The organism is Edaphovirga cremea, from assembly GCF_003332275.1.
GTDB classification, from domain to species: domain Bacteria; phylum Pseudomonadota; class Gammaproteobacteria; order Enterobacterales; family Enterobacteriaceae; genus Edaphovirga; species Edaphovirga cremea.
Map to the genome: position 1 here is coordinate 63746 of NZ_QOVA01000002.1, position 25730 is coordinate 89475.

Below are 25730 nucleotides of genomic sequence, written 5' to 3' on the forward strand. Positions count from 1 at the left end.
CGCCCACCTTTTTTCACCTACTGACGGGTTATGGAAACCCGTCAGTAGGTTTAACAGTCAGAAAATTGAAAGAGCATCATGAGCGAAATTATTTACGGTATCCATGCAGTTAAAGCCCTGCTGGAGCGCGATCCCCAGCGTTTCCTCGAAGTTTTCATCCTGAAAGGCAGGGACGATCGTCGCCTGCAACCGGTGGTGGAAGAGCTGGAAGCGATTGGTATTGTGATTCAGGTGGCTAACCGCCAGTGGCTGGATGAAAAAGCCGAAGGCGCAGTGCATCAGGGAATTATTGCCCGGGTGCGCGAAGGGCGTCAGTATCAGGAAAACGACCTGCCTGCGCTACTGGAAGGGATCGAAAACCCGCTGCTGCTGGTGCTGGACGGCGTTACCGACCCGCATAATTTAGGCGCCTGTTTACGTAATGCCGATGCTGCTGGCGTTCATGCGGTTATCGTTCCGCGCGATCGCTCTGCCCAGTTGAATGCAACCGCAAAAAAAGTCGCCAGCGGTGCAGCTGAAAACGTCCCCCTGATTCGCGTCACTAATCTGGCGCGGACCTTGCGTTTACTGCAAGAGAGCAACGTGTGGATTGTCGGAACCGCAGGTGAGGCCGATCACACGCTGTATCAAAGTAAAATGACCGGACCTATGGCGCTGGTAATGGGTGCTGAAGGGGAAGGTATGCGTCGCCTGACCCGTGAACATTGCGATGAGCTAATCAGTATTCCCATGGCCGGTACCGTTTCTTCCCTGAATGTGTCCGTGGCTACCGGTGTTTGTCTGTTTGAAGTAGTACGCCAGCGCTCCCTGAAGAGCTGATGCCATACAGCGGGGCGCATCTGCGTTCCGCTGCCTTTCTGTTATTTCCTGCCCTGTGATCGATTCTGCGGTAAAAAATCGTTATCTGACCATACTTAACCCGAGACACATTGAATGGGGGAACGTCTATGGTCTGGAATACGCATACGGTCTTTAATCAACCCAAACCCCTCAGCAACAGCAATCTGTTCCTGTCGGACACCCCGCTTCGCGAAGCCGTGATCCGCGAGCATGCAAGTTGGGATGTCGATGTTCTGGCGTCACTGGGCCAGCAATTGGGTTCGGCGGAATCATTGGAGCTGGGTCGGCTGGCGAATGCCAATCCCCCGGAACTGTTGCGCTACGACGCCAGCGGTCAGCGTATTGATGAAGTCCGTTTTCATCCCGCCTGGCATCTGCTGATGCAGGGATTGGTGAATAACCGCATCCATAATCTACCCTGGCAGGACGATGCCAGAATCGGTTCTTTCGTTGCCAGAGCCGCCCGCTTTATTCTGCATGGTCAGGTTGAAGCTGGGACGTTATGCCCGATTACCATGACTTTTGGCGCCATCCCGCTGCTGAAACACACACTTCCCGCTGAATTTCCCTGGCTGATACCGCTGCTTTCCGATCGTTACGACAGCCATTCACATCCCGGCGATCAAAAACGCGGGTTATTGATTGGGATGGGAATGACCGAAAAACAAGGTGGCTCGGACGTGCTGAGCAATACAACCCGTGCGGTGCCCTTAGCGACTGCCGGAACGGGCAAAGCGTATCGGTTGGTCGGGCATAAGTGGTTTTTCTCTGTCCCGCAAAGCGACGCCCATTTGGTTCTGGCGCAAACGGAAGGTGGGCCTTCGTGCTTCTTCCTGCCGCGGATATTGCCAGACGGCACCCGCAACGCAGTGCGACTGGAGCGTTTGAAAGACAAACTGGGGAATCGCTCCAATGCCAGCAGCGAAGTTGAGTTTCAGGATGCGACAGCGTGGTTGCTGGGCGAAGAGGGGGAAGGCATCAGGCAAATCCTGAAAATGGGCGGCTACACCCGTTTCGACTGTGCATTGGGCAGCCATGCATTGATGCGTCGCGCCCTGTCCATTGCGTTGTACCACGCGTTTCAGCGTCAGGCTTTTGGCAAAACGCTGGTGGAGCAACCGCTGATGCGTCAGGTTCTTTGCCGAATGGCGCTGCGGCTTGAAGGCCATACCACGCTGCTATTCCGCTTGGCCCGTGCGTGGGAAAACCAGCAGGATCCCCTGGAACAGATGTTTTCTCGCCTGTTGACGCCCGCCGCCAAATTCAGCATTTGCCATCAGGGTAGCGCGTTTGTAGCGGAAGCAATGGAAGTGCTCGGCGGAATTGGTTATTGCGAAGAGAGCGAGTTACCGCGTTTGTATCGCGAAATGCCGGTCAACAGTATTTGGGAAGGCTCAGGTAACATCATGTGCCTTGACGTTCTGCGGACACTGCACAAATTACCTGCCGCCTATGAGATGCTGCAATTGGAGTTACAGGACGCTAAAGGGCAGAACCGCCTGTTTGATCACGCATGGCGACAGTTGAATCAACGTATGGCGCGGCCAATGGAGGAGCAGGCCAGGACGTTGACGGCGCAACTGTTCAATCTCTGTTGTGCGGCGCAGATGCTGAAGTTTTCCTCACCTCCGCTGGCGGATGCCTGGTGCAGAATGACATTGGACCACCGGGGTGAAAGTCCGTTGCCTGAGGAAGTTTGTCAGGTATTGCTTGAGCGTGCTACCGGTGGCTAAGCCGGGTAACTCAACTGGTGTAACTACATGGGCAAATAAAAAAGAGGCACCCCATAAAACGAGTGCCTCTTTTGTGTGCGAGATTAACGGTATATCGCTGCAGTCGCACGCCAACTGTTTTGACTGGCGCTGTCTTGCATAGAGATGATGCGATAATAACTGGCACCCTGGCTTTGGGCCTTTTTGGCAACAGCATCTTCAACATCTTGCGGGTTACCGATAATCCCCTGGACGGTCACCGTTCCTACCTGACTCATACCGGTTGCACGGTCAGCGGTAACAGAATCTGCAGCTTGCGCAGTGGAGGCAAGCAGCCCTATCGAAAGTAACAACGATGTCAGAACGGCAGATCTTTGCATTGCGAGCTCCTACGGTATCCAGACACAGGACACACCATCGGTTGAGGGACCATTGCTCACAAAGACTCCCATTAGAGGGTAAGTCACGGGAGTTCTCCATGAGTGTCGGATCTCGCGAGCGTCCTGAAATCATTCTGGCGAATAAAAGCTCAGGTTGTGAAAGCAGTTTGTAAAGCTGCTTCAGCAAAGATGTTGAGTTATATCAATGCTCAACGATAAAGGATCGCCTGACCATACCATTGGCTCGGAATGATCGTCTCGCTCATCATGATGATCAAATAATAACGCGCACCTGCGAACTGCGCTCTTTGTTGAATGGCGTCTTCAACATTCATTGGGCTACCGATCACGTTGACCGAAATGGTGCCGATTTTTTGCAGTGTCGATGTCTGTGCGCGGGTGACTTGCTGCGCCTGGCTGGTGGGTGCAGGTGGCGGCACAGGCGTGGTTTTCATTACTCCGCAAGCAGCGAGTTGGACAATCAACAGCAAAATCAGGCAGGGACGGGATAAGCGCATAATTCACTCTTGGCGGCAGGCAGATTGAGTTGATGGCTACAGTTTAACGCGTTCTGCCGCTGGCTGACAGCCAACAACATTAATGGTCAAATCCGCGGCGCATTTTTGGCGAAAGATTGTATTCAGGCATTATCGCTATAAATCATTCCATAATCGTAGCGAAGACATTTGCCCTTCCCGATAGAATAATGACGACGAAGTACTGCCGTAACAGTAGCCATAAGGGGTTAGCCGATGATTGAGATGTTTGAAGAGCAGGTTGAAGGGATCCACGTCATTCATGCGGCACCTGCAGGGCGAAGAGCGCAGCCGTTGCCCACGGTATTTTTCTATCACGGTTTTACTTCCTCAAAAGAAGTGTACTCATACTTTGCTTACGCGCTGGCCAGTGCCGGATTCCGAGTGATTGCGCCCGATGCCAACATGCATGGCGAACGCTATGACGGCGATGAACAGCGCAGACTGGATCATTTTTGGGAGATCCTCTGGCAGAACATCGACGAATTGGCTGGGCTGAAGCAGGTGTATGAACAGCGCGGACTGATTGAAGAGGGGAGAATTGGCGTGTGTGGCGCGTCAATGGGGGGAATGACGACGCTGGGGGCGCTGACCCGCTACGAGTGGATTGCCTCGGCGGCGGCATTCATGGGCTCCGGTTATTTTAGTTCGCTATCGCATACATTGTTTCCACCTTTGCAACAAGGCCGCGCACTGACTTCCGAAGAGCATCAGTTGCGAATCGCGCCATTGCTTGAATATGATATCAGCGAGCAATTGTCACGGGTTGCCGATCGTCCGCTGCTGGTTTGGCATGGTGAAGCCGATGACGTTGTGCCTCTGGCGGAAAGTGAACGCTTGCGGCGCGACCTGCAGGAAAAGGGGCTGGACAAGAATCTTACCTATCTGACTGAAGCGCACATCGGCCATAAGATCACGCCACCTGCATTGCAAGCTTGTGTGGCTTTTTTCCGGCACCATCTCTGAATGGCGACGACAGGCAAAAAAAAGCCCCCGCAGTGCGGGGGCGAAATTCAAGATGGCTTTCTAGGTATAGGTGAGTTTCCCCGGTACTGGTACTCTTGGTGTCGTTCATGAGATTAAGAATAGAAGGTTCTGCCGATTAATAAACCATCATTTATTGATGCTGATGATCAAAATAATTGAACGAAAACCGCGTAACTGATTGATATTTCTCATAGAGATATTTTTTCTTATTTTTGCGACTCCCCGCGCTGCCTGACTATTTCCCGCTTTCGTAAATAAGACCGAGAGAGTCCTTGAGTTTCCGGGCACCCGAACCTATAATTGCGCGTCATTTTTCAGCCGCACAAAAATCACGTTCCTTGCCTTCATGGGCCGCGGCTGACCCTATCAGAAGGCTGAATAATCCGTAAGGAGCAATTCGATGCGTCATTACGAAATCGTTTTTATGGTCCATCCTGACCAAAGCGAACAGGTTCCGGGCATGATCGAGCGTTATAGTGCAACCATCACTAACGCTGCTGGTCAGATTCACCGTCTGGAAGACTGGGGCCGCCGTCAACTGGCTTACCCGATCAATAAACTGCACAAAGCTCACTACGTTCTGCTGAACGTTGAAGCCCCGCAGGAAGCGATCGATGAGCTGGAAACTAACTTCCGCTTCAACGACGCCGTTATCCGCAACATGATCATGCGCGTTAAGCATGCGGTCACTGAAGCATCTCCAATGGTTAAAGCGAAAGACGAACGCCGTGAGCGTCGTGAAGATTTCGCTACTGAAGCCCATGATGATGCTGATGTTGGGGATTCTGAAGAATAATTGCCGTGACGACTAATCGGTTGGTGTTAACTGGCACAGTGTGCAAAACACCGGTTCGAAAAGTCAGTCCTTCCGGTATTCCGCATTGCCAATTTGTGCTTGAGCACCGTTCGCAGCAGCAGGAAGCCGGATTTAGCAGACAAGCCTGGTGCAGAATGCCCGTGGTAGTCAGCGGACAACAGTCACAAGCACTCACTCAGAAGTTAACGGTCGGCAGTCAGGTCACGGTATCCGGGTTCATTAGTTGCCATCAAGGGCGCAATGGACTGAATAAAGTGGTTCTGCATGCCGAGCAGATTGAATTGATAGATTCTGGAGACTAGCCATATGGCACGTTATTTCCGTCGTCGCAAGTTCTGCCGTTTCACCGCGGAAGGCGTTGTAGAGATTGACTATAAAGACATCGCTACGCTGAAAAACTACATCACTGAAAGTGGTAAGATTGTCCCGAGCCGTATTACCGGTACTCGTGCAAAATATCAGCGTCAGCTGGCCCGTGCTATCAAGCGCGCGCGCTACCTGTCTTTGTTGCCGTACACTGATCGTCATCAGTAATCGGCCACTGTCCATTAACGAGACTTTGAGAGGATAAGGTAATGCAAGTTATTCTGCTTGATAAAGTAGCAAACCTGGGCAGCCTGGGCGACCAGGTTAACGTTAAAGCGGGCTATGCCCGTAACTTCCTGGTACCACAGGGCAAAGCTGTCCCGGCTACCAAGAAAAACGTTGAGTTCTTTGAAGCACGTCGTGCAGAACTGGAAGCCAAACTGGCTGACGTTCTGAACGCTGCCAACGCACGCGCCACTAAAATTAACGAACTGGGCAGTGTCACCATCGCGTCTAAATCAGGCGACGAAGGTAAACTGTTCGGCTCTATCGGTACTCGCGACATCGCTGATGCAGTTACTGCAGCAGGCGTTGAAGTAGCGAAGAGTGAAGTTCGTCTGCCGAACGGCGTTCTGCGTACTGTGGGTGATCATGAAGTTCACTTCCAGGTACACAGCGACGTATTCGCTCAGCTGAATGTAGTTGTGGTTGCAGAGTAAGTTTTTACTTTGTTGACCCGTTTAACGCCGGCCTTGTGCCGGCGTTTTGCTTTCAGGTGTTCCTGCGCATTACACTGTGACCAGCAATCTTGTTGTCTCAGTAATGGAAGCGTCTGGAATACAAAGGAGAGCACGCATGCAGGCAACCATCACCCTCAAACGCATTTACGATCACACTCAACCGGCTGCGGAGAATAGTTTTCTCGTCGATCGGCTCTGGCCTCGCGGCATCAGCAAAGAGCGCCTGCAAGGGGTCGTCTGGCTGAAAAATGTGGCACCCAGCAATGAACTCCGTCAGTGGTTCCACAAGAATCTTGAGGAGTGGCCGCAGTTTACCCAATCATATTGGCAAGAGTTGGAAGCGGGAAAGGAATGGCAACCGCTCGTGGACTTGTTGCAGCAAAATCAGAATATCACGCTGTTATATGGCAGCAAAAATTTGCAGCAAAATCATGCCATTATCCTGCGCGACTTTTTACTGGGCAAGGCTAACCAGACCGATTAACGGTCGCGGCGATAGCTGCCGTCTGACTGCCGCGAAAAACGCACGGGCACATTATTGGTGGTCTCGATTTCCAGCGCAGTGACTACGCCGTTGGCGTTTTGCTGAATTTTGACCTGTTGGCCAGATTTCAGGTTGCTCAATGGCTTATCGCTCCCTTCGACCTGGGCCATGGCAAACACGTCGTTGACGACAAGATTGTTATCGCGGAACAGCTGCGCGAGCGTCTGGCCGGACTGAATCTGGTATTCGCGCCAGTTGCCCGTTTGTTCCGTGGACGTAACAGGCGCACGCGTACTGGCATTGTCAGGGGTTAATTCCGCCTGAAGCGGAATATTGCTGGTTTGATCCAGAACAGATTGCACCGGGAATTGGGAAGGGGAAGAAGACGGCCAAAGAATGGCGATAACCACGACCAATGCTGCAATCAGGATCCAGCGCCTGTGAAATGGCGGTAAGGGCTGCATCCAGCCAAAATTGTCCGGCAAATGCCAGATTTTATTCAGCCACTCCTTTGGACCTGGGCGCGTTGTTTTCACATCCGTCTCAGTTTTCGTTTCGGCATCCACCTCTGCGTCAGCCTCATCTTCAACCTCCCTTGGCGTGCTACCGTCCTCGCGTTTAAACTTGGGTATCATACTGACCCAGCTTCTCAACATAGGCTGATAGATACGGGTGGTTTTCCTTCTCCTGGGCGCGATTCTGCCCATGACTACCTCTCTTACTACAGCCGAACCAACTGCAGCGTAAACTGATACTACATAATTCGGTACGCAGAAAAATGCGTTACCGGCAAAAGCCACTGTACTAAGTATACACTCTAAATAATTCGAGTTGCCGAATGACGAGTATAGTCGGTTAACTGCTTGAAGCAGAAAGCGGCACCCAAATAGCAGCAGTTCCCAACCGAGCGGTTTCGCTCTGCTTCATTGTTTCTTTTCTGCGGACAAAAGTCACCATTCCTTATGCAAGATTTTACCGCAAACTTCTGCGCTGTTATGCTGCGCCTTCGACTTTTTAAAGACTAAAGGAAAATTCATGACAACCCCTTCTTTTGATAGCGTTGAAGCGCAAGCAAGTTACGGGATTGGTTTACAGGTCGGCCAGCAGTTGCAAGAGTCTGGTCTGGAAGGTCTGCAACCTGAAGCACTGCTTGCGGGTTTACAGGATGCGCTGGAAGGGAATGCACCGTCTGTGCCGGTAGACGTGGTTCATCGCGCACTGCGTGAGATTCACGAGCGTGCTGATGCCGTGCGTGTTGAGCGCCAGAAAGAGTTGGCCGTTGAAGGCCAGAAATTTCTGGAAGAGAACGCCAAGCGTGACGGCGTGACCAGCACCGAGTCCGGTTTACAGTTCACTGTGCTGCAAGAGGGTCAAGGTAAGGTCCCAGGCCGTAAGGATCGCGTACGCGTCCATTACACGGGCCGTTTAACCAATGGTGTCGTATTCGACAGCTCCGTTGAACGTGGACAACCCGCTGAATTCCCGGTCAGTGGTGTGATTCCGGGTTGGATCGAAGCATTGACCCTGATGCCAGTCGGTTCTAAATGGCAATTGTATATTCCGCACAACCTGGCCTATGGCGAGCGTGGCGCGGGCGCATCAATTCCACCGTTCAGTGCGCTGATGTTTGATGTAGAGCTGTTAGAGATCCTGTAACAGCAGAAAAGGGCGGCCAGCGTGATGACTTTCACCCGCTGGCCGCCTTTTTTATTCAGGATACGCTGGTGTTCCCCGCGCTATTAGCTACTCGCCACGTAAGGCGCGTGGGAACAGCAAATTGTTTTCCAGATGGATATGCTCCATCAAGTCATTGATAAATTCATTGATCCCCGTATACAAAGCACGCCAGGTCGTGCAAGCGCCTTCCGGTGGCGTGACATTCTGTGTCAGCGTTTTGACGATCTCCAACTGATCGCCCGCATCGTCATGCTCATGTTCCATGACTGAAATTGGTCCAGCCGCGTGTGCTCCCATCCCTTGTTGGATCATAGGAAAAAGGATCTGCTCTTCTTTCATCATGTGGTTCGCCAGATCCTGATGGATCAGCGTCAATTGTGCCGCCAGGCCGCGTGGACATAAGGGTTTGTCATGATGCACGCGCTCAACTTTTTCAGCCATCAGAATCAATTCTGGCAACTGTTCGCGATGGCGCTCGTGAAAGCGTGGAATGATGTAATCGATAATGTCGCTGAGCGGACTGTGCTGCCAGTTCTGATCTTCAGAAGGCTGCGCTGACAGTGCGGCGAGCTGGGATTCCAGCAGATCGATATCGAGATCTTTTTTCGTTGCCGCCCGCAGCAGTGTCTGTTTGCCTCCGCAGCAAAAATCGAGATCATGCTGACGGAAGAGTTTGGTGGCGCGGGGAATTGAGATAGCCAGTGAACCAAGTGCCTGATTGCGATAATCCATGGTGGAACCTCTAAGACAAGGGATAAATTATAAGATGCATTTTACATGCACCTTTAAGTTTTCACTATAGTTACTTAGAGGTAGTTGAAAAAAACGCACCCGAAGGTGCGTTGCAAATTCAGGGAAATAGCGTTACTTGCCTTGTAAATCTATCTGATACACCTCGAAACCGATGGCATCGGTGCCTTTTGCGATCATGGGATATTGTGCTTTGTTCTTGATGAACTCGGCGGCTTTCTCGCTCGGTGAAGTTTCAAAACGAATATCCAGCGGTTTATCAGATTTCAACGGTGCCAGACGCCAGTTGTTATCCGCCTGAGGTTTCACCTCGCCATGGTTCTTGCTTTCGGCGCTGATGTAAGCCGCCAACACAGAACGGTTTTCATCCGGGGAAGCAAACGCAATGTGTGCGTCGCCGGTACCGGCAAACTTGCCGCCATAAGCGCGGTAGTTATTGGTCACAACCAGGAAAGTTGCCTTGGGATCGATAGGCTTGCCTTTGAAAGTCAGGTTCTTGATACGCTCGGCTTTGTCGTTGATCAGCGCGCATTCACCGTCATAGCGGGCTGGCTGGCTGACATCGATTTGGTAATCAACGCCATCAATCACATCGAAGTTATAGGTACGGAAGCCGTCCCAATTGATCAGCGACTGAGGTTTGCTGCTCTTTACATCGATCTGGTTAAACTGACCAGCAGAACATTCGAGCCACTCTTTCACGTCTTTACCACTGGCTTTTACCACCACCAGCGTGTTGGGGTAGAGATAGAGATCGGCGGCATTACGGAATGTGAGCTGGCCTTTTTCTACTTCAACAAAGCTGGCGGGATCGTTTTTACGGCCACCGGCCTTGAAAGGCGCTGCCGCAGAAAGTACCGGAAGATCGGCGAGATCCGGATCGCCCTGAATAAAGTGTTCGGTATAGGCGCGTTGTGCATTATTCACGATCTGTACGGTTGGATCGTCCTGAACCAGCGACAGGAAACTGTACATATTGTCAGACGCTTTACCGATGGGTTGACTGACGAAATCGCGTGTGCCCTTGTGATCCTCTGCAAGGATAGAGAGCAGCTTCGGATCTTCAGCGGCCAGCGATTTTTTATTGGCCTTGTCGTAGATCGGACGTGCTTCGGCCTTGGCCTGCTCGACTTTCCAATTGCCGCTGTCGTTGTTCAACACGAAATCGACAACACCAAGATGATCGCCCCATTGGCCCGGCATCACGGCAGGAACGCCATTCAGCGTGCCTTGTTTGATATCTGCCCCTTTGATTGCCGCAAAGTCATCGCTTGGGAATACCGCATGGGCATGACCAAACATAATGGCATCGATGCCTGGAACCTGGCTGAGATAATAGACAGAATTCTCTGCCATCGCCTTGTACGGATCGCCCGACAGCCCGGAGTGCGGGATCGCCACGATCAAATCCGCCCCTTGCTTGCGCATCTCCGGCACCCATTTTTTCGCGGTTTCGGTGATGTCATTGACGGTGACTTTGCCGTCGAGGTTGGCTTTATCCCACACCATCACCTGTGGCGGGACAAAACCGATATAACCGATACGCAGGTTATGCGTTTTTCCGTCACGATCCTTGACCTGGTTATCCGTGATCAGGAAAGGCTTGAACAGCGGTTCACCGGTTTTGACGTCAATGACGTTGGCATTCACATACGGGAATTTTGCACCAGACAACGACTTTTTCAGGTAATCCAGACCATAATTGAATTCATGGTTACCGATGTTACCGACGGCGTAATCGAGCGTGTTCAGGGCTTTGTAAACCGGATGGATCTCGCCCTCTTTCAGCCCTTTGGCTGCCATATAGTCACCGAGTGGACTGCCCTGAATCAGGTCGCCGTTGTCAACCAGCACGCTGTTCGTTGCCTGCTGGCGGGCGTCATTAATCAGGCTGGCAGTTCGTACCAGACCAAATTTATCGGTCGCTTTATCTTTGTAATAGTCGAAATCCATCATGTTGCTGTGCAGATCGGTGGTTTCCAACACCCGCAGATCAACAGTCACCGCGTGGGCAGAGAGAGCAACCAGTGATGCCAACAAAGACAACGCCAAAGGACGCTTAATCATGAAACATCTCCATCGTTAATTATTGGATACACATCCCAGAACATTGTGAAACTGTAAGTAAATATCACAGCTATTTGTGAAGTGTGACAGATGAAAGGGCGAATAAACACGTTGAAAATCACAGAAGTGGTCATGTAGCCAGTCCAATATGCGAAAATGTGAAATGCATCAGGATGGCTATTCAGCGCAAAAAAAACTAGTCTGCTTAATATGATGCAAAATTATAGAGGTGCGGAATGATCGAACAAATTTGTCAATTGGCGCGAGATGCCGGAGCGGCAATCATGGAAGTCTACAGCGGTGAGAAGCCACTGGACGTGACGCGTAAACTAGATGATTCACCGGTAACCGCAGCGGATATGGCTGCACACCGGGTCATTGCCGCCGGTCTGTTGGCGTTGTCGCCGGAGATTCCGCTGTTGTCGGAGGAAGATCCGCAGGGTTGGGAGGAGCGCCGCAACTGGACGCGCTATTGGTTGGTAGATCCCCTTGATGGAACGAAAGAGTTTATCAATGGCAACGGTGATTTTACCGTCAATATAGCGCTGATCGAAGACGGCAAACCCGTGATGGGTGTGGTTTACGTGCCGGTTACTGGCGTGATGTATTACGCGATGAAAAACACGGCGTGGAAAGAAGAGGGTGGCGTAAGCAAGCAGATTCAGGTGCTTGATGCCCGTCCTCCGCTGGTGGTGGTGAGCCGCTCACATGCCGATCAGGAACTGAAGGACTATTTGTCGCAGTTGGGTGAGCATCAGACAGTGGCCGTCGGGTCGTCACTGAAGTTCTGTCTGGTGGCGGAAGGGGCGGCGCAGCTTTATCCGCGCTTTGGACCGACATCAATTTGGGACACCGCCGCAGGGCATGCCGTCGCGATGGCTGCCGGGGCGCAAGTGCATGACTGGCAGGGCAAACCCCTGACGTATACACCGAAAGAATCCTTCCTTAACCCCGGCTTCCGCGTCTCTCTTTTTTAAGAGTGACCTGGATTAGAAATAATCAGCGTTTTTCTTTGAGCAATTGGTGCAGCATCGCGATGACCTGCTGCACCTCTTGCGGCGTCAATGCCCCGTCCTTGGCGAATCTGATTTTCCCTTCCGCATCCAGCACCACGACGGCTGAACCGTTATCGTCCAGACCCCAGGCTTTTTTCACGCTGCCATTGCTGTCGACAATAAACTGCGACCACGGGAACTCTTTCTTGTTGTCTTCGATGCTATTTCGTACAAAAACAGAGGTTCCGATGATGGCATCGTCCGTATTGACGATTGTCGTCGTTTGGTAATATTCATGCGGTAGTTTGGCAGCCTTGATGGCTTCAACCAGTGGCGCATTCATTTCTTTGGCAGACGTGCGACCGGCAATGTGCTGCACGACGCGCACTTTGCCAACCAGACTCGCGCTGTTCCACGGTTTGTAGCTGAACTGCTGGTTCTCATAAATGAGTTCACCTTTGTCACTGACGCCCACGGGATTGACACGTTGCTGATCTGTGAAATTGTGGGCTGAGGCGAAGAATGGCGTAAGAATGAGCGATATAATTAGCATGCTAAATTTTATCATGCTATCTCCTTATTGATTATTAAAGGTTTTCAGAGGTTTTTGTTATCTGTTTGCGAACTGACAGAAGAATAATAGGATCAAATCGGAGGTCTGTCCTGTTACGCAAGAAAGATAAGAATTTTTAATATTTAGGATTTAACTGATTGCCTATAAAAATCAATAAGCTATTGTTAATTAATTCGTCAGTTTGTGTAAAAAAAAAGATATAGACTGGCGAATCAAGAACGAAGTGCTATTTTTTATAGTCTATTACACTGCATTCATGGTTGGCTCTGGCAGTGTTTTTAGTGATTTTTACTGATACAGAGCACAGTAGATCGAAAGGGAGGAGAGTAAAAAAATGAGAATCTTCCAACGTTATAACCCTATGAAAGTTGCGAAGTATGTTAAGACGCTGTTCCGAGGCCGGTTGTATATTAAGGATGTCGGTGCATTTGAATTTGATAACGGTAAAATCCTGCTGCCTAAAGTCCGCGACAAGCGTCACTTTAGCGTAATGTCCGAAGTTAACCGCCAGGTTCTGTGCTTGCAAGCAGAAATGGGTTGATAGCGTAAAGCAGAAGCTTCTATGTGGTAATGTTCACGCAGTAGAGCTGAGAAGTTGAAGTAAGCGCAAGAAGTTGAAGTAAGCGTAAGAACTTAAAGTAATAGAAGTATTGCGGCCCCGATGGGGCCGCTGATGTTTCTGCAGGATGAAAAGCCGGGTTCGCTGTTACTTTTCTTTTTGCTTTTCTTTCTCTTTTTGCTTCTCTTTCTGTTTTTCTTCCGCTGTTTTCGGCAGCAGTGGCGTTGGTACAACCTCCGTCAGGCGGGTCACCAGCAACTGATCAATTTTGTAGCTGTCGATGTCCACCACTTCGAATTTGTAACCTGAATACTTCACAAAGTCAGTACGCTTAGGGATCTTCCTCAGCATGAACATCATAAAGCCGCCGATGGTTTCATAGTTGCCGGACTGGGGGAATTCGTCGATATGCAGAACGCGCATCACGTCCTCAATCGGTGTTCCACCTTCAATCAGCCATGAATTCTCATCACGCGCCACAATCTGCTCTTCCAGCCCCTGGCCCACCAAATCGCCCATTAATGTAGTCATCACATCATTGAGCGTAATTATGCCTACTACCAATGCATACTCATTCAGAATGACCGCGAAATCTTCACCAGCCGCTTTGAAACTTTCCAGCGCCTCGGAGAGCGTCAGAGTATCGGGTACGATCAGTGCGGAACGAATCTGGACGCCGCTGCTGAGCATCAGGCTCTGATTGCCCAATACGCGGTTCAGCAGGTCTTTTGAGTCGACGTAACCCACTACCTGATCGATATGACCATCGCAGACCAGAAACTTGGAGTGCGGATGGGTCGAAATCTTCTCTTTAATGCTCTCCTCGCTTTCACGTAAATCGAAAAAGATCACGCTTTCACGGGACGTCATGGACGAAGGTACGGTACGTGACTCCAGTTCAAACACGTTCTCAATCAGCTCGTGTTCCTGCTTACGCAGCACGCCCGCCAGCGCACCGGCTTCCACGACGGCGTAAATATCATCGGAAGTGATGTCATCTTTACGCACCATCGGCAGTTTAAATAAACGAAAGATGACATTAGCCAAGCCGTTGAAGAACCATACCATTGGTCGGAAAACCAACAGACAGAAACGCATCGGGTTGATGATACGGACGGCAACCGTCTCGGGTGCAATCAAACCGATGCGCTTCGGGGTCAGATCAGCGAATAGGATGAACATGCTGGTGACCAGCACAAAGGAACAGGCAAAACTGATTTGGTCAGCCAATTCCGGTGACATAAAGCGAACGAAAAATAGTTTGAACGCTGGCGAGAAGGCCGCGTCGCCCACGATACCACCGAGAATGGCAACTGCGTTCAGGCCAATCTGCACGACGGTAAAAAACATCCCAGGGGTTTCTTGTAATTTCAGGACTCGGGTGGCGTTGATGTTGCCATCATCCGCCAACATCTTGAGCTTAATTTTGCGGGAAGCAGCCAATGAAATCTCCGAAAGGGAGAAAAAGGCACTCACCGCGATCAATAAAAGAATCAGTAAGATACTGTTTAACATAATCTATCCGTTTAGTACCGGCGAGAGTTCCGGCGCTCGTAAGGAAGGGGTTTACTCATTGAAAAAAGCAGTGATAACAAACAGAAAGAGTGTTATCGGGCCGAATTAACGACCCGCAATAGTATAGCAGTAGCCCTAAGAGCGCCGCCAGCGGTTAAAATTTTAGCGGACGCTCCGGGCGCAGGGATTATCCGCTTATTGCGGCGGGAAGCACACCCCAATTCCACCAAGGGCACAATAGCCCTGTGGATTTTTATACAGATATTGCTGATGGTCGTCTTCTGCGTAATAGAAAGGCAACGCGCTCTCGATATCAGTCGTGATGGTGCGTTTGTCATTGGCGGCGTCCATCGCCTGCTGAAAGCGTGCCTTGCTCTCTTGCGCTGCGGTGAGCTGTTCCTGGGTCAGCGCGTAGATGGCTGAACGGTACTGGGTACCGAGATCGTTCCCCTGACGCATTCCCTGTGCCGGATCGTGATTTTCCCAGAAAAGTTGCAACAGTTGCTTATAACTGATGATGTTAGGATCGTAGACAACACGCACCACTTCGGCGTGGCCGGTCTGGCCGCTGCACACTTCGCGATAGGTCGGGTTTGACGTATAACCGCCGCTGTAACCGGCCGCCGTGCTGTAAACACCATCCTGTTGCCAGAACAGTCTTTCCACACCCCAGAAGCATCCCATCGCAAAAATCGCCACATCCATGCCTTCCGGTATATGAGTCATAGAATGACCATTTACGACATGCGTCGTTGCCACCGGCATTGGCGTTGTACGACCCGGCAGGGCATCAGCCTGAGCGATCGCTCTCGATTTGTCGAAATTTTGCACCACAATGGGCTCCAGTTGTTACAGTTAAGGGAACGTTAGTTGTATATGAACGCGTCTTTGCACACAATAAGACGCATCGTTGATTTAATGTATCAAATTAATCAATATTTCAGGGGTAAAAATCGGTCGTCACTTTAGCGTTAATGCGAAATCCCGTGTTGTTGCGAAGTTGAGTGTTGTTGCGAAGTCGAATGTTGTCGCGATATCCGCAGGCTACCGTCCCTGAAAACGGCAATTGTCTTTACAGGATAGTAAAATTTACCAGGAGTACGTGTGCGACATAACCGTGTCCTTTGTTTTTTATGTGTACTGCTGGCTTCACCTCTGACGAATGCGGCCAATGTGCGCCTGCAGGTAAAGGGGCTGAGCGGGGATTTGGAAAGGAATGTGCGTGCGCGCCTGGCCACGATTAATACTGACGAAGTCAGTGCGGATGGCCGATTCAGGGCGCGTGTGAGTGAAGCTATTGAGCAGGGTTTGCGGGCGCTGGGCTACTACCAGCCAACGATTGCATTTGATTTCAGGAATATCCCGCCTCCGGGGCGTCCGGTGCTGATTGCCACTGTGTCGCCGGGAGAACCGGTAAAAATCGCCGAGGTGAACGTGGCGATCGACGGGCAGGGAAAAGAAGACGAGGATTACCAGCGACTGCTGGCGACGGGGCTGCCCAAGACCGGTACGATCCTGAATCACGGCACCTACGACGGTTTCAAGAATTCAATGACCAGCATTGCGGTACGCAAAGGCTATTTCGATGCGAACATGATCAAAAGCCAACTGGGGGTGATTGAAGATCAACATCAGGCGTTCTGGGATATCGATTTTGATACCGGACAACGCTATCGCTTTGGTCACGTCGATTTCCAGGGATCGCAAATCCGTGATGATTATCTGCAAAATCTGGTGCCCTTTGATGAAGGCGATTACTACAGTTCGACCGATCTGGCTGAATTGAACCGCCGCCTTTCCGCGACGGGTTGGTTTAACTCGGTGGTGGTTTCGCCTGAGTTCGCCAACGCAAAAGAGAACAAGATTTTGCCGTTAAACGCGGTTGTTTCACCGCGAACCGAAAATACCATCGAAGTGGGTGGCGGATTTTCAACGGACGTTGGGCCACGGGTCAGGGCCAGTTGGCGCAAACCCTGGGTGAACTCGCGCGGGCAAAGTATGGAGAGCAGCATCAGTCTCTCGGAACCCGAACAGAGCATTGATTTCAGCTACAAAATACCGCTGCTGAAAAACCCACTGGAACAATACTACATAATTCAGACCGGCTTTAAGCGCGAAAATCTGAATGATACCGAATCGGATTCCACCACGGTAAACGTGGCGCGTTTCTGGGATCTCTCGAGCGGCTGGCAGCGTGCGATTAACCTGCGCTGGAGCCTCGATCACTTTACACAGGGTAGCGTCACCAACACCACCATGCTGCTGTATCCCGGCCTGAGCATCAACCGCACCCGTTCGCGTGGCGGAATGATGCCCACCTGGGGTGACAGCCAGCGTTATTCCCTGGATATCTCGGACACCACCTGGGGATCTGACGTCGACTTCGCCGTCGTTCAGGCGCAGAACGTCTGGATCCGTATGCTCGGGGACAGCCACCGCTTTATCACCCGCGGTAATCTGGGTTGGATTGAAACCAATGACTTTGAACGTGTTCCACCTTCATTGCGTTTCTTCGCGGGTGGCGATCGCAGCATTCGCGGCTACAAATACAAATCCCTTTCACCGCGTGACGATAACGGCAAACTCACGGGTGCATCGAAATTGGCGACCGGCTCGCTCGAATACCAATACAATGTTTCTGGCCGCTGGTGGGGCGCGGTATTTGTTGATGGTGGCGAAGCGGTGAATGACATCAGACAGAGTGACTTTAAAACCGGTGCCGGTGTGGGCGTTCGCTGGTCCTCACCGATAGGCCCAATAAAATTGGATATCGCCGCGCCTGTCGGGGATAAAGACGAACACGGCTTACAGTTTTACATCGGCCTGGGCCCGGAATTATGAACCTGCTGAAAAAAATAAGTATTGTCTTCCTGATCATTATCTTGCTGCTGCTGGGGGCGATCGCGTTCCTGTTGGGTACGCAAACCGGGCTGCATCTGACTATCAATAGCGCTGCCCGCTGGGTGCCGGGGCTGAATATCGCCAGCGTCAGCGGTGGTTGGCGCGATCTGACGCTGAAAGGTGTGCAGTACAAAATGCCGGGGGTCACGGTCAATGCCGGGCAATTCCATCTCTCTGTCGATCTCCGGTGTTTGAAACGCAGCCAGTTCTGCGTGAATGCGTTGACGGCGCAAGATGTCGACGTAGTGGTTAAAACTGCCGAAATGACCCCAACCACGGCCCAGCCAGAAGAGAGTGAACCGACTACCAATCTCAGCACCCCTTACCCCATCACGCTGCGCAAACTGGCGCTGAACAATGTGAAAGTGACCGTCGATGACACGGCGATCTCCCTGGGGGAATTCACTACCGGCATGCAGTGGCAGGAGCGGGCGTTGACCCTGATGCCAACACGCATCAATGCGTTGCTGATTGCGCTGCCGAAAACGCCGATAAGCCCAGTGCCAGACAGCGTGAAACCGCTCGTTGAAGAGAAACCGGTACCGGCTGTACCCGAAACGCCGCTGGGTGAAATGCTGCAACAATTGTTTGCCAAGCCGCTTCTGCCGGATCTTCCGGACATTCGCCTGCCGCTGGATATTACCGTCAAAGAGATCCGCGGCGAGCAATTGCACCTCACGGGTGACAACGATGTGCTGATCACCAGCCTGTTGCTGCGCGCCAGTACTCTGGATCAGCATATACAGCTTGATGCGCTGGAGGTGAAATCCCCACAGGGCAATCTGAACGCGCTGGGGCAAGCGACGCTGAACGGCAATTGGCCCGTGGAAATGACAGTCAATACCGCGCTGAACATCGATCCGATCAAAGGGGAGAAAATCAAACTCACCGTGGGCGGAGGGTTGCGGGAGCAGTTAACGGTGGGCATTAACCTCTCCGGCCCAGTCAGGGCGCAGCTTGATCTGCAAACAGAACTCGCACAGGCCGGACTGCCGCTGGCGTTGACGCTGGAGAGCAAACAACTGCGCTGGCCGCTGACGGGCGATCCGCAGGTGCAGGTCGACGGTTTCCGACTGCGTTTCAACGGCAAGGCGACAGATTACGCGCTGTCGATCCGTTCTGACATCAAGGGGCCGGATATTCCACCCGCCACGGTGACGCTGGACGGCAAGGGCAATGTCGAACAGTTCAACCTCACGCGCTTGCGGGTTGCGGCACTGCAGGGCAATTCCGATCTCAGCGGCGTCGTGGATTGGAGTAAAGCCATCAGTTGGAACACCTTGCTGACGATCAACGGCATCAATACCGCCAAGCAGTGGCCGGATTGGCCTGCCAGATTGCAGGGTAAAATCACCACCCGCGGCAGTATCCATGGCGGCAGTTGGCAGTTGCAGATCCCCACGCTGGAACTGGACGGTAACGTCAAACAGAATCAGGTTAAAGCGCGCGGTAATTTGCGCGGCAATGCCGCCGGTCAGTGGGATATTCCGCAGATGCGTCTGGAGTTAGGGCGTAATAATCTGAATATCCGGGGTTCCCTGAGTGATAGATGGAACCTGGATGCCATCCTGGATGCACCGCGTCTTGACGGCGCGTTGCCGGGGCTGGGGGGTGTCGCGCGGGGCACGCTCAAGCTGCGTGGTGATCTCACTGCGCCACAGCTTTTGGCCGATCTGCGGGCGACAGGTTTGCAATGGCAGGCGCTGCGCATTCGCGAAGTTGACGTCAAAGGTGACGTGCGATCTGGCGAACAGATTCAGGGTGACGTGACCGTACGCGTTCAGCAACTGAAACAGGATGCGCTGGAGATCAGCCAGTTGACGCTCGATGCCCGTGGCAGTGAGAGACAGCATCAACTCCGACTGCGGGTCCAGGGCAAACCGGTATCCGGTGAACTGGCTTTGAGCGGCAGCTTCGATCGCCAGCAACAGCGCTGGCGCGGTAACCTGAGCAACACCCATTTTGGTACGCCGGTTGGGGATTGGCGATTGAGCCGCGCCGTCGCGCTGGAGTATTTCAACACCGAACAACGCGTCACGGTGGGACCGCACTGCTGGGTGAATCCGAACGCCGAGCTGTGCGTACCGACCACGATTAATGCCGGTGCCAGCGGGCAGGCGAGCGTTGTCCTCAACCGCTTTGATTTGGCGATGATCGCGCCGTTCCTGACCGATGACACCAAACTCACCGGCGTGTTTACCGGGCGTGCGGAGGTGCGTTGGCAGAATGATGGCGCTCTGCCGCAGGCGAGGATCTCGCTGGTTGGCAACGGTGTGAAAGTGCGTCAATCGATGAAGGGCAACATCATGCCTATCGATTTCGACACGCTGAACCTGAACGCCGCGCTGGTCAATGGCCGTGCGCAAATGGGCTGGCTGATCAGGATCGCCAATAACGGTCAGTTGGAGGGCAATATTCAGGTGGCCGATCCGCAGGGCGCACGCACGCTCTCCGGCAACGTCAACATCACCAATATTTCGCTGGCGATGCTGAATCCGGCGCTGATGCAGGGTGAGAAAGCGGCCGGTATGCTCAACGCCAACCTGCAACTGGGCGGTAATGCACAGCGGCCGCTGGTGTTTGGCCGCATGGCGCTCGACCGAGTGGACATTGATGGGCAATGGATGCCGTTCAACATCACCAATGGCCGCCTGACGCTGAACTTCAATGGCAGCACATCAACGCTGGATGGTTTGATTCAGACCGCGCACGGTCAGTTCAATCTCAGTGGTGATGCCGACTGGAGCCAGATCGACGCCTGGCGAGCACGGATTGCGGCGCGTGGCAATCGGGTTCGGGTAACCATTCCGCCGATGGTGCGCATTGATGTATCGCCGGATGTGGTGTTTGAGGCCACGCCGCAACTGTTCTCCCTCAATGGGCGGGTCGATATCCCGTGGGCGCGGATTACGGTACAGGAACTGCCGGAAAGTGCCGTCGCGGTCTCATCGGATGAAGTGATGCTTGATGACCAGCGCCAGCCTATCAAACCTGTTACCGCCGCGATTCCGATCAACAGCAATCTGGCGGTAAATATCGGTAACGATGTCCAACTGGATGCCTTTGGCCTGAAAGCCAAACTCAATGGCACGCTGAAAGTCATGCAAGATCGCAATGGACTCGGGCTGAACGGGCAGATTAATATCCCGTCTGGTCGCTTCCATGCTTACGGGCAGGATTTGATCGTGCGTAAAGGGGTGCTGCTGTTCTCTGGTCCACCGGATCAGCCGTTGCTGAACCTGGAGGCGATCCGTAATCCGGATTCCACGCAGAACGACGTGGTGGCAGGGGTGCGCGTCACCGGGCAGGCCGATGCGCCGAGTCTGGAGATCTTCTCTGATCCGGCGATGTCGCAGCAGGAAGCACTCTCTTATCTGTTACGTGGTCAGGGTCTCAGTAGTTCAGGCGCTGACAGTGGCATGATGACCTCCATGCTGATCGGCATGGGGGTTGCTCAAAGTGGTAAACTTGTGGGTAAAATCGGCGAGGCATTCGGTGTCAGCGATCTGGCATTGGATACCCAAGGCGTCGGCGATGAGTCACAAGTCGTGGTCAGTGGATACGTGCTGCCCGGTCTGCAGGTAAAATACGGTGTGGGTATATTTGACTCACTGGCTACGTTAACGTTACGTTATCGGCTCATGCCAAGATTATATCTGGAAGCGGTGTCTGGTATCGATCAGGCATTAGATATGCTTTATCAGTTCGAGTTTTAACAATGAGAATTATTGTCTACGGCAGTTTACGACGCAAACAAGGGAACAGTCATTGGATGACTAACGCCCAATGGTTGGGAAATCATGATCTCGAGGGGTTCGAGCTTTATGATCTTGGCCATTATCCGGCGGCGGTAGCGGGTGAGGGAACCGTGTTTTGCGAGGTTTATCGCATCAATTCATCCATTTTGGCTGAGCTTGATGAATTAAAGAGTAACACCAAGGATTACAGACGTGAGTTGATACAGACGCCTTTCGGCAGTGCCTGGATCTACGTCTACCGTAAATCGGTAGAAGGAAAACCGCGCATTGCCAGCGGCGACTGGCTCAAACGAAACGAAGAAGAGTCTTAATGACCTTGCGGTAGTGGCATGCAACGATGTTTGGATGCCATTACCGTCTTATCGAATAAAAAACCACGTTTAACCGCGTGGTTTTTTACTTCTCACTCCCCGATCACGCATATACGATCGCCAAACTGTGATCTTTCTCAGCGTAAAACCCGAATAAATTCCTTCCACACTCTCTCCATCCATGAGTTTTTAGATCCTCTTCACACTCTGGTTCAAAAAAATGAAACCGGTTACTGAAACCGGTTGCGGAATTCGCCAAAGCCACCAATACTCAGATTGCTCTCATTAAAAACCCTGAATAATTGACGTTGCAGAGGTGTTAAGTCAACGCCTTGGTTGCGTGAAGTATAACGGGGATACTTGGTAGACATGCCCAATTACCCATTACTCAGGAACACCCTATGAAAAAGATATTTCTTTGCTGCGCGGCAGGTATGTCGACCAGCATGGTGGTGAACAAAATGATTAAAGCGGCGGAACAACAAGGTATTGACGTCGATATTATTGCGGTGGGCATTGAGGAATTTGAAAGTACGCTATCCAATTATGATTGCTGCCTGATTGGCCCACAGATTAAGTATAAGCTTGCGGATTTCAAGGCTATTGCCGATGCGCATAATAAGCCTGTCGCAGTGATTAATAGTATGGATTACGGCATGATGCGCGGCGATAAAATATTGGCCGACGCATTAAGTATGATCAAATAACCCAGGGGTTGATAAAATGAGTATCAGCCAGACCATGTTTAATTTCATCGAAAACCGTATCAGCCCCATTGCCGGACGCATCTCGTCGCAGCGCCACATCATGGCCATCCGCGATGGTTTTATCTCCGCCATGCCGTTCATGATTGTGGGCTCCTTTCTGCTGGTGTTTGCCTATCCACCTTTTTCCCCTACCAGCAATTGGGCCATTGCCCGCTGGTGGCTGGCAATGGCCGGGCAATATGAGGTCGAAATCCTCACGCCGTTTAATATGACCATGGGGATTATGTCGGTATATATCACCTCGGCCATCGCCTATAATTTAGCGCAGAGTTATAAACTCGATCCATTCATGGCAGCCATGCTTGCCCTGATGTCTTTTTTATTGATCGCCGCACCTCAGCTCAATAAAGTATTACCGACCGCCGCGCTGGGCGGTGTGGGGATATTTACTGCGATTCTGGTGGCAATATATACCACAGAATTAGTACGGTTTTTGAAGGTAAGGAATATTGGTATCAACCTGCCGGAACAGGTGCCCGCCAAAATTAAACAATCCTTCGATCTGCTTATTCCGATTCTGGTGGTGGTATTGACGCTCTATCCGCTGAGCCTGCTGATTCAGAGCCAATTTGATCAACTGGTACCGCAAGCCATTATGTCGCTGTTCCAACCGCTGATCTCTGCGGCGGATTCGCTGCCTGCGATTCTGCTGGCGGTGCTGATCGGTCATTTACTATGGTTCGCCGGGATCCACGGTGCGGTAATCGTATCGGGTATGCTGCAAGCTTTCTGGCTTACCAACCTGGGTCTCAACCAAACCGCACTGGCGCAGGGTTTGCCGCTACCGCATATCTTCATGGAAGGCTTCTGGACATTTTTCATCGTCATCGGCGGTTCTGGCGCGACGTTTGGACTGGTGCTGCTGTATCTGCGCAGTAAATCGGCGCACTTGCGCTCCATCGGCAAACTGAGCCTGGTTCCCAGCCTATTCAACATCAACGAACCGGTGATATTCGGTACGCCGATCGTCATGAATCCGACCTTTTTCCTGCCCTTTATCATCGCGCCGCTGGTGAACTCGGTCATTACCTACTTTGCGGTAAAGACGGACCTGATCGCCCGGGTGATTTCCGTGGTGCCGTGGACCGCACCTGCGCCTATCGGCGCGGCCTGGGCGACCGGCTGGGATTTCCGGGCAGCCATATTGGTGGTGGTTCTGGCTGCCGTGTCGGCAGTCATTTACTACCCGTTTTTCAAGGTCTACGAGAAACAACTGCTCGATCAGGAAGATGCAGAAATGACCGAAGAACAAGCGACCGTAACGCAAGGAGTGACACAGTGATGGATATGGAAAGTACGGTGATGGAACTGATCATTAACGCGGGCGAATCGCGGAGCTGCGCCATGCAGGCGCTACAGGCCGCACGCAAATATCAGTGGGATCAAGTCGATATCCTGCTGGCGGAATCGAAACTCGCCGCCAAACGCGCCCACGGCGTACAGACTGAACTGATTGGACAGGATGAAGGCGAAGGAAAGCTGCCGGTAAACCTGATTATGGTGCACGCACAGGATCACATCATGAACGCCATGCTGGCGCGCGAACTGGTGGAGGAACTGGTGCGGGTATACCGAATTCTTGATCTGAATGGAGTGAAAACGTTATGAGTCAGTTTCCAAAAGATTTTCTCTGGGGCGCGGCGACGGCATCGTATCAGGTAGAAGGCGGTCATGACGCTGAGGGTAAAGGGCTCTCCAACTGGGACGTCTTTTCCCATCTGCCCGGCACCACCTATCAGGGCACGAACGGTGATGTGGCGGTCGATCACTACCACCGTTTCAAAGAAGATGTGGCGCTGATGGCCGAACTGGGGATGCAGACCTATCGCTTCTCCATTTCATGGCCGCGCCTGCTGCCGCAAGGTACCGGCAAAGTGAATGAAGCGGGCGTGAAGTTCTACAGTGATTTGATCGATGAACTGCTGAAGCACAACATCCGCCCGATGATCACCCTTTACCACTGGGATCTGCCGCAGGCGTTGCAGGATAAATTTGGTGGTTGGGCATCTCGCGAGATCGTGGATGCGTTCGATGGCTATGCCCGTCTGTGCTACGAACGTTTTGGCGATCGCGTGGATCTCTGGTCGACGTTTAACGAAACGATCGTTTTCATCGGCATGGGATATTTCACTGGTCAGCATCCACCAAAACTCAATGATCCGAAAGTGGGGATCCAGGCCTGTCATCACGTATTCCTGGCCAATGCCCGGGCGGTGAAAAGTTTCCGTGAGATGAAGATCAACGGGCAGATTGGCTTTGTGAATGTCTTGCAACCCAACGATCCGATCAGCGACAGCCCGGAAGATCGCCGTGCCTGCGAATTTGCCGAAGGGATCTTCACCCACTGGCTCTACGATCCGGTATTGAAAGGTGAATATCCCGCCGAACTGCTGGCGATGGCGCAACAGGCGTTTGGCGTACCGGAGTTCCATCCCGGCGACGAACAACTGCTGAAAGAGAACATTGTCGACTTCATCGGCCTGAACTACTACAAGCGCGAGATGATTGCGCATAACGATGATATCAACGGCTTCGAAATGAATAACTCGGGGCAGAAGGGCAGTGGGCGCGGGCTGGGTTTCAAAGGGTTGTTCAAAACGGTGCGCAATCCAAACGGCGTGTATACCGACTGGGATTGGGAAGTCTATCCGCAGGGTCTGACCGACGCGATTGGCCGCATCACCCACCGTTACGGCAACATTCCGATCTATATCACTGAGAACGGACTCGGTGCCAAGGATCCGATCGTTAATGGTGAAGTGCTGGATCAACCACGCATCGATTACCTGCGCGACCACATCAAAGCGACAGCGGATGCGATTGCTCAGGGCGCGGATGTGCGCGGTTATTATCCCTGGTCGTTTATCGATCTGCTCTCCTGGCTGAATGGTTATCAGAAACAGTACGGCTTTGTGTATGTCGACCACGAGAACAATCTCGCACGGAAGAAAAAACTCAGCTTCGACTGGTATCGCAAGGTCATTGAGTCCAACGGCGAGACGCTGTAAACCTGCCGCGACGAACTCAATCAGGGTTCGTCGCGGACTATTTCAC

General features: G+C 52.2%; 26 protein-coding genes. 18 read left to right on the top strand and 8 right to left on the bottom strand.

Annotated features, from left to right (window positions below):
* Nucleotides 1-78: 78 nt before the first annotated feature.
* Both rlmB and DRI82_RS03215 read left to right on the top strand, forming a co-directional pair.
* On the top strand, nt 79-819 hold the full coding sequence (gene rlmB, locus DRI82_RS03210; protein ID WP_114192070.1) for a 23S rRNA (guanosine(2251)-2'-O)-methyltransferase RlmB: 741 nt from the start codon (nt 79-81) through the stop codon (nt 817-819).
* 128 nt (nt 820-947) lie between these two features.
* Nucleotides 948-2573: an isovaleryl-CoA dehydrogenase gene (locus DRI82_RS03215; RefSeq protein ID WP_114192071.1), complete on the top strand. Its 1626-nt coding sequence runs from the start codon at nt 948-950 to the stop codon at nt 2571-2573.
* An 83-nt stretch (nt 2574-2656) separates the two neighbouring features.
* On the opposite strand, the gene DRI82_RS03220 is transcribed toward DRI82_RS03215, so the two are convergent.
* Nucleotides 2657-2932, bottom strand: a complete 276-nt coding sequence (locus DRI82_RS03220) for a YdgH/BhsA/McbA family protein (protein WP_114192072.1) — start codon at nt 2930-2932, stop codon at nt 2657-2659.
* A 209-nt stretch (nt 2933-3141) separates the two neighbouring features.
* On the bottom strand, nt 3142-3450 hold the full coding sequence (gene bsmA, locus DRI82_RS03225) for a biofilm peroxide resistance protein BsmA (protein ID WP_114192073.1): 309 nt from the start codon (nt 3448-3450) through the stop codon (nt 3142-3144).
* Between the two features lie 234 nt (nt 3451-3684).
* Between bsmA and yjfP the strand changes: the two genes are divergently transcribed.
* The 6 genes from yjfP to DRI82_RS03255 all read left to right on the top strand — a co-directional run bounded on the left by yjfP (nt 3685) and on the right by DRI82_RS03255 (nt 6802).
* Nucleotides 3685-4434, top strand: a complete 750-nt coding sequence (gene yjfP / locus DRI82_RS03230; protein WP_114192074.1) for an esterase — start codon at nt 3685-3687, stop codon at nt 4432-4434.
* 421 nt (nt 4435-4855) lie between these two features.
* Complete coding sequence (gene rpsF, locus DRI82_RS03235) at nt 4856-5251, top strand: 30S ribosomal protein S6 (RefSeq protein ID WP_114192075.1); 396 nt, start codon at nt 4856-4858, stop codon at nt 5249-5251.
* 5 nt (nt 5252-5256) lie between these two features.
* The gene (gene priB, locus DRI82_RS03240; protein ID WP_114192076.1) at nt 5257-5574 is read left to right on the top strand and encodes a primosomal replication protein N; all 318 of its coding nucleotides are present in this window, start codon (nt 5257-5259) and stop codon (nt 5572-5574) included.
* 4 nt (nt 5575-5578) lie between these two features.
* Nucleotides 5579-5806, top strand: coding sequence for a 30S ribosomal protein S18 (gene rpsR, locus DRI82_RS03245; protein ID WP_005974788.1), 228 nt, complete (start codon nt 5579-5581; stop codon nt 5804-5806).
* Nucleotides 5807-5847: 41 nt separating this feature from the next.
* Nucleotides 5848-6297, top strand: coding sequence for a 50S ribosomal protein L9 (gene rplI, locus DRI82_RS03250; RefSeq protein ID WP_114192077.1), 450 nt, complete (start codon nt 5848-5850; stop codon nt 6295-6297).
* 136 nt (nt 6298-6433) lie between these two features.
* Entirely contained in the window at nt 6434-6802 is a 369-nt protein-coding gene (locus DRI82_RS03255) for a DUF488 domain-containing protein (protein WP_114192078.1), read from the top strand.
* On the opposite strand, the gene DRI82_RS03260 is transcribed toward DRI82_RS03255, so the two are convergent.
* A complete protein-coding gene (locus DRI82_RS03260; protein WP_114192079.1) occupies nt 6799-7509 on the bottom strand; it encodes an OapA family protein in 711 nt (236 codons plus the stop codon). The two genes, DRI82_RS03255 and DRI82_RS03260, sit on opposite strands and share 4 nt — an antisense overlap.
* 328 nt (nt 7510-7837) lie before the next feature.
* On the opposite strand from DRI82_RS03260, the gene bamJ reads away from it, so the two are divergent.
* Complete coding sequence (gene bamJ, locus DRI82_RS03265; protein WP_114192080.1) at nt 7838-8458, top strand: BamJ family beta-barrel-assembly machinery protein; 621 nt, start codon at nt 7838-7840, stop codon at nt 8456-8458.
* Nucleotides 8459-8545: 87 nt separating this feature from the next.
* On the opposite strand, the gene ytfE is transcribed toward bamJ, so the two are convergent.
* Together ytfE and DRI82_RS03275 are read right to left on the bottom strand one after the other, a co-directional pair.
* Nucleotides 8546-9211 carry an iron-sulfur cluster repair protein YtfE gene (ytfE, locus tag DRI82_RS03270; protein ID WP_114192081.1) on the bottom strand — a complete coding sequence of 222 codons (666 nt, stop codon included), beginning with the start codon at nt 9209-9211 and terminating at the stop codon, nt 8546-8548.
* A 132-nt stretch (nt 9212-9343) separates the two neighbouring features.
* On the bottom strand, nt 9344-11296 hold the full coding sequence (locus tag DRI82_RS03275) for a bifunctional 2',3'-cyclic-nucleotide 2'-phosphodiesterase/3'-nucleotidase (RefSeq protein WP_114192082.1): 1953 nt from the start codon (nt 11294-11296) through the stop codon (nt 9344-9346).
* A 236-nt stretch (nt 11297-11532) separates the two neighbouring features.
* On the opposite strand from DRI82_RS03275, the gene cysQ reads away from it, so the two are divergent.
* Nucleotides 11533-12273 (top strand): 3'(2'),5'-bisphosphate nucleotidase CysQ, encoded by a 741-nt coding sequence (gene cysQ, locus DRI82_RS03280; RefSeq protein WP_114192083.1) that lies wholly within the window; start codon nt 11533-11535, stop codon nt 12271-12273.
* 22 nt (nt 12274-12295) lie between these two features.
* Here the strand turns inward: cysQ and DRI82_RS03285 are convergent, their stop codons facing one another.
* A complete protein-coding gene (locus tag DRI82_RS03285; protein ID WP_114192084.1) occupies nt 12296-12859 on the bottom strand; it encodes a YtfJ family protein in 564 nt (187 codons plus the stop codon).
* Nucleotides 12860-13199: 340 nt separating this feature from the next.
* Between DRI82_RS03285 and DRI82_RS03290 the strand changes: the two genes are divergently transcribed.
* Complete coding sequence (locus tag DRI82_RS03290; RefSeq protein WP_114192085.1) at nt 13200-13406, top strand: DUF1107 domain-containing protein; 207 nt, start codon at nt 13200-13202, stop codon at nt 13404-13406.
* 165 nt (nt 13407-13571) lie between these two features.
* On the opposite strand, the gene paeA is transcribed toward DRI82_RS03290, so the two are convergent.
* Together paeA and msrA are read right to left on the bottom strand one after the other, a co-directional pair.
* Nucleotides 13572-14939, bottom strand: coding sequence for a polyamine export protein PaeA (paeA, locus tag DRI82_RS03295; RefSeq protein ID WP_114192086.1), 1368 nt, complete (start codon nt 14937-14939; stop codon nt 13572-13574).
* Nucleotides 14940-15134: 195 nt separating this feature from the next.
* Nucleotides 15135-15770: a peptide-methionine (S)-S-oxide reductase MsrA gene (msrA, locus tag DRI82_RS03300; RefSeq protein WP_114192402.1), complete on the bottom strand. Its 636-nt coding sequence runs from the start codon at nt 15768-15770 to the stop codon at nt 15135-15137.
* A 273-nt stretch (nt 15771-16043) separates the two neighbouring features.
* Here msrA and tamA point away from each other — a divergent pair, with 273 nt between their 5' ends.
* The 7 genes from tamA to DRI82_RS03335 all read left to right on the top strand — a co-directional run bounded on the left by tamA (nt 16044) and on the right by DRI82_RS03335 (nt 25684).
* Nucleotides 16044-17780 carry an autotransporter assembly complex protein TamA gene (tamA, locus tag DRI82_RS03305; RefSeq protein WP_170138664.1) on the top strand — a complete coding sequence of 579 codons (1737 nt, stop codon included), beginning with the start codon at nt 16044-16046 and terminating at the stop codon, nt 17778-17780.
* Nucleotides 17777-21556: an autotransporter assembly complex protein TamB gene (gene tamB, locus DRI82_RS03310; protein WP_114192087.1), complete on the top strand. Its 3780-nt coding sequence runs from the start codon at nt 17777-17779 to the stop codon at nt 21554-21556. The genes tamA and tamB overlap by 4 nt, the downstream gene beginning before the upstream one ends.
* Nucleotides 21557-21558: 2 nt before the next feature.
* Nucleotides 21559-21909: a gamma-glutamylcyclotransferase family protein gene (locus DRI82_RS03315; protein ID WP_114192088.1), complete on the top strand. Its 351-nt coding sequence runs from the start codon at nt 21559-21561 to the stop codon at nt 21907-21909.
* Between the two features lie 401 nt (nt 21910-22310).
* Entirely contained in the window at nt 22311-22616 is a 306-nt protein-coding gene (locus tag DRI82_RS03320; protein WP_114192089.1) for a PTS sugar transporter subunit IIB, read from the top strand.
* A 16-nt stretch (nt 22617-22632) separates the two neighbouring features.
* Nucleotides 22633-23958 carry a PTS sugar transporter subunit IIC gene (locus DRI82_RS03325; protein WP_114192090.1) on the top strand — a complete coding sequence of 442 codons (1326 nt, stop codon included), beginning with the start codon at nt 22633-22635 and terminating at the stop codon, nt 23956-23958.
* A complete protein-coding gene (locus DRI82_RS03330) occupies nt 23958-24284 on the top strand; it encodes a PTS lactose/cellobiose transporter subunit IIA (RefSeq protein ID WP_170138671.1) in 327 nt (108 codons plus the stop codon). The genes DRI82_RS03325 and DRI82_RS03330 overlap by 1 nt, the downstream gene beginning before the upstream one ends.
* A complete protein-coding gene (locus DRI82_RS03335; protein WP_114192092.1) occupies nt 24281-25684 on the top strand; it encodes a GH1 family beta-glucosidase in 1404 nt (467 codons plus the stop codon). The genes DRI82_RS03330 and DRI82_RS03335 overlap by 4 nt, the downstream gene beginning before the upstream one ends.
* The last annotated feature ends 46 nt before the right edge of the window (nt 25685-25730 follow it).

Excerpts from the sequence above, each read along its gene's own strand:
- rlmB (WP_114192070.1), top strand. The coding sequence starts at position 79 with ATGAGCGAAATTATTTACGGTATCCATGCAGTTAAAGCCCTGCTGGAG.
- DRI82_RS03215 (WP_114192071.1), top strand. The coding sequence starts at position 948 with ATGGTCTGGAATACGCATACGGTCTTTAATCAACCCAAACCCCTCAGC.
- DRI82_RS03220 (WP_114192072.1), bottom strand. The coding sequence starts at position 2,932 with ATGCAAAGATCTGCCGTTCTGACATCGTTGTTACTTTCGATAGGGCTG.
- bsmA (WP_114192073.1), bottom strand. The coding sequence starts at position 3,450 with ATGCGCTTATCCCGTCCCTGCCTGATTTTGCTGTTGATTGTCCAACTC.
- yjfP (WP_114192074.1), top strand. The coding sequence starts at position 3,685 with ATGATTGAGATGTTTGAAGAGCAGGTTGAAGGGATCCACGTCATTCAT.
- rpsF (WP_114192075.1), top strand. The coding sequence starts at position 4,856 with ATGCGTCATTACGAAATCGTTTTTATGGTCCATCCTGACCAAAGCGAA.
- rpsR (WP_005974788.1), top strand. The coding sequence starts at position 5,579 with ATGGCACGTTATTTCCGTCGTCGCAAGTTCTGCCGTTTCACCGCGGAA.
- rplI (WP_114192077.1), top strand. The coding sequence starts at position 5,848 with ATGCAAGTTATTCTGCTTGATAAAGTAGCAAACCTGGGCAGCCTGGGC.
- DRI82_RS03255 (WP_114192078.1), top strand. The coding sequence starts at position 6,434 with ATGCAGGCAACCATCACCCTCAAACGCATTTACGATCACACTCAACCG.
- DRI82_RS03260 (WP_114192079.1), bottom strand. The coding sequence starts at position 7,509 with ATGGGCAGAATCGCGCCCAGGAGAAGGAAAACCACCCGTATCTATCAG.
- bamJ (WP_114192080.1), top strand. The coding sequence starts at position 7,838 with ATGACAACCCCTTCTTTTGATAGCGTTGAAGCGCAAGCAAGTTACGGG.
- ytfE (WP_114192081.1), bottom strand. The coding sequence starts at position 9,211 with ATGGATTATCGCAATCAGGCACTTGGTTCACTGGCTATCTCAATTCCC.
- DRI82_RS03275 (WP_114192082.1), bottom strand. The coding sequence starts at position 11,296 with ATGATTAAGCGTCCTTTGGCGTTGTCTTTGTTGGCATCACTGGTTGCT.
- cysQ (WP_114192083.1), top strand. The coding sequence starts at position 11,533 with ATGATCGAACAAATTTGTCAATTGGCGCGAGATGCCGGAGCGGCAATC.
- DRI82_RS03285 (WP_114192084.1), bottom strand. The coding sequence starts at position 12,859 with ATGATAAAATTTAGCATGCTAATTATATCGCTCATTCTTACGCCATTC.
- DRI82_RS03290 (WP_114192085.1), top strand. The coding sequence starts at position 13,200 with ATGAGAATCTTCCAACGTTATAACCCTATGAAAGTTGCGAAGTATGTT.
- paeA (WP_114192086.1), bottom strand. The coding sequence starts at position 14,939 with ATGTTAAACAGTATCTTACTGATTCTTTTATTGATCGCGGTGAGTGCC.
- tamB (WP_114192087.1), top strand. The coding sequence starts at position 17,777 with ATGAACCTGCTGAAAAAAATAAGTATTGTCTTCCTGATCATTATCTTG.
- DRI82_RS03315 (WP_114192088.1), top strand. The coding sequence starts at position 21,559 with ATGAGAATTATTGTCTACGGCAGTTTACGACGCAAACAAGGGAACAGT.
- DRI82_RS03320 (WP_114192089.1), top strand. The coding sequence starts at position 22,311 with ATGAAAAAGATATTTCTTTGCTGCGCGGCAGGTATGTCGACCAGCATG.
- DRI82_RS03325 (WP_114192090.1), top strand. The coding sequence starts at position 22,633 with ATGAGTATCAGCCAGACCATGTTTAATTTCATCGAAAACCGTATCAGC.
- DRI82_RS03330 (WP_170138671.1), top strand. The coding sequence starts at position 23,958 with ATGGATATGGAAAGTACGGTGATGGAACTGATCATTAACGCGGGCGAA.
- DRI82_RS03335 (WP_114192092.1), top strand. The coding sequence starts at position 24,281 with ATGAGTCAGTTTCCAAAAGATTTTCTCTGGGGCGCGGCGACGGCATCG.